Origin of the sequence: Pseudomonas sp. HR1, from assembly GCF_030175875.1 — a bacterium.
Taxonomy (GTDB): domain Bacteria; phylum Pseudomonadota; class Gammaproteobacteria; order Pseudomonadales; family Pseudomonadaceae; genus Chryseomonas; species Chryseomonas oryzihabitans.
Genome location: NZ_JASNRF010000014.1, coordinates 1 through 1,727 on the forward strand (window position 1 = coordinate 1; position 1,727 = coordinate 1,727).

Sequence of the window (1,727 nt, forward strand, 5' to 3'; positions counted from 1 at the left end):
AGTTATTACCGCCGGTAGCCTGTACTTCGGCGCAAGTCTCACGCAACCGATCCAAATTGCCACCGGGGGAGAGGTATTCCCGAATCAGACTGCCAGCCTCCTGGTCATCCGGTTCTTGAACCAGAATCTGCACCACGCCATCCAGGGTCGCCGCCAACTGCTCCAGCTTCTGGCGTTGCCGCGCCTGGATTCGCTCCAACTCCTCCTTGGCGCGTTTATGGATCGTCGAAATCCGTCGGATGAACATCTCGGCCAGGTGATCCCGGGTCCGCCCGCGCATGCGGTAGATCAAGGCCAGCATCAGCGTGTAGCGTTTCGGCAGTGAGCAGTCCTTCAGCTCGGCTACATCCGACGCCGCGGCTTGGGCAGCGAAGTGGCGGATCTTGGTGTCGACTATTCCTCCAAAAATGGCATCCAGATCCCCGAGGCTCTCGAGCCAAGCCAGATGATCGATCAGCACCTCCAAGTGCTTGCGAGATGGCTTCTTGGGCGCCTGCTTCAGCGCATTGAAGTCGCTCTGGCGTCGGCCGAAATCAGTGTCGAGCAGATCCTTTAACTTGTGGATCACCTCGACTGGCGTTCTGGTTACTACGAGGTTGAATATTGCCTCTTGGGATTCGGCATGAATTCGCTCAGCGAGATCATTCAGGGTCGAGTACGCAGGGAGCTCATAATCCTGGCTGATCAGTTCTTCGATTACGGAGTTGATGATGTCGGCGCGTTGGTCAAGCACAAACGACATTGCTTTGGCATGCCGCTCGGCGAGCTCCATGGCATCAGAGCCGTAGAATGCCGTCACACCGAGGCGAGCTCGGATCGCGTTCATGTGGCGATATTGTTGGAACCACTTGTATTCCGCGAGTTTCACCTTGCTACGCTGACCCAACTCTCCGCGAATGAAGTCCACCAGTTGAATAGGTACGTCGGTGATATCAGGAAAATATCGGAGCACCTGAAAGGTTTTTAGGAGAACGGCGAGATTGAGGTGAAAGGGGGCCTTGGACTTGCTTCGTACCCACTTAATCTCATCATCTGAGAACGAAAAATCACGCTGCAGCTCAGCTTTTGAATACGCCTTTGGCAGAGTGGGATACGCCGTACGCTCTAATGAAGCCATAGGAACTCCTTTTCTGAGGAGTCAGAAAAGATAGTCCACGATCAGAGGCTGTGCGGTCGACTTGGTAAATTCTCTTGGCATCAACACGTTACGTGCGAAGTGAGTGAATTTTCCTTATATCTCGGCATGACCCCCTGACCATGTCGGGGATGCATCATAGCGAGCGTATCTACGAAGAGCATCTGCAGATCCTCAATACCATGGAGAACCGTGACAGCGAGGCGGCTAGTCATGCCATCCATCATCACATCGATGACTTCCGGCGGGTGATCATCCGTACGCTTTGAGCTGATTGGTTTTTAGCTCCGTGTTCCTATGTTTAACTACATTTACGTAGAGGCTACATAAGCGATACTGCAGAGCCGGTAGGTCGAAGGTGTCTTGAGTGGCACCAGTTCGCCCTTCTCCATATTCACCATCTCCCCCATACGAGTCCGTGTTTCCACCTTGGCACTGGCGCAATGGGGCTGCAGCACGACTCGCTGGCCCTGCCTCAGCGCGTCGGGGACTCTTGGCTCGTCGACGAAGACACCCAGTCCAGCGCCGCAATGTGGCCTTCACGCAAGGCGGCTATGAGTGCGCGCTCATCGACCAACTTCCACGGGCGATG

2 protein-coding genes and 1 pseudogene are annotated in these 1,727 nt (G+C 54.8%); 1 reads left to right on the top strand and 2 read right to left on the bottom strand.

Annotation, left to right across the window (positions count from 1 at the left end; translation table 11 throughout):
• Positions 1-1,117, bottom strand: a 1,117-nt coding sequence (locus QKY98_RS23260) for a DUF4158 domain-containing protein (protein ID WP_284671658.1), incomplete at its 3' end; no start/stop codon positions are given.
• A gap of 140 nt (positions 1,118-1,257) precedes the next feature.
• Between QKY98_RS23260 and QKY98_RS23265 the strand changes: the two genes are divergently transcribed.
• A complete protein-coding gene (locus QKY98_RS23265; RefSeq protein WP_257706768.1) occupies positions 1,258-1,404 on the top strand; it encodes an FCD domain-containing protein in 147 nt (48 codons plus the stop codon).
• A gap of 42 nt (positions 1,405-1,446) precedes the next feature.
• On the opposite strand, the pseudogene QKY98_RS23270 reads toward QKY98_RS23265, so the two are convergent.
• Positions 1,447-1,727, bottom strand: a pseudogene (locus QKY98_RS23270) (NAD(P)-dependent oxidoreductase); the annotation flags it as partial.

What these genes read in the sequence shown, in the direction of transcription:
- QKY98_RS23265 (WP_257706768.1), top strand. Translation starts at nt 1,258, where the DNA reads ATGTCGGGGATGCATCATAGCGAGCGTATCTACGAAGAGCATCTGCAG.